The sequence below is a fragment of the Vibrio sp. 970 genome (genome assembly GCF_033339075.1).
Window position 1 is genome coordinate 1 of record NZ_JAWOTW010000574.1, and the last position, 586, is coordinate 586.

Below are 586 nucleotides of genomic sequence, written 5' to 3' on the forward strand. Positions count from 1 at the left end.
TTTGGGTCAGCCGCTATCGCGTAATAATGGCGCTCATTCCAAGGTGTATTGCTGACTTCAGCGAGAAGATATTGCCATCCACCTTTTTGGTCATACAGGTAGTAAAAATTCACTGGACTAAAATAGAGCCCGAGATAACGCAAATGACAGACAGCCAGCACCTTGCCGCTACAACGTACGCCCGTAAGTTCTGCGACTTTATCTTGCACCGCTTTCTTCAAACTCCCTTCACCGAGGTAATCATCGCGTTTGAATCGAGCCCAATGCCACCAGCGAGTCCCAAAGCCCCAAACTTTTTTCTCAAGTACACCAATTTCATCCAAATCAATCGCTGGCATAAACATTGAGTAATTCAGCTCGTGCTTAACGGGCGTAAAACGACGATGTCTTACATTGCCTATAAATAACTGACTGTGAGAAGGGATACTCATATTACGCAGCACCTTGTTCATAAAGAGTGTCGTTTTTCTCGTTATGTTTAGCGGCAATTCCTTTCACAACATCCAAAGCACTGCGCACGCCATCTTCATGGAATCCGTTGTACCAATAAGCGCCACAAAACCACGTATGTTGAGCTCCTTGTATT

1 protein-coding gene and 1 pseudogene are annotated in these 586 nt (G+C 45.1%); both read right to left on the reverse strand.

Annotated elements, in window-relative coordinates; genetic code table 11:
- A partial coding sequence (locus R7Q11_RS27950; RefSeq protein WP_225467204.1) for a DUF1365 domain-containing protein occupies nucleotides 1-431 on the reverse strand: 431 nt, incomplete at its 3' end.
- Between the two features lies 1 nt (nucleotide 432).
- A pseudogene (locus R7Q11_RS27955) lies at nucleotides 433-586 on the reverse strand (FAD-dependent oxidoreductase); the annotation flags it as partial.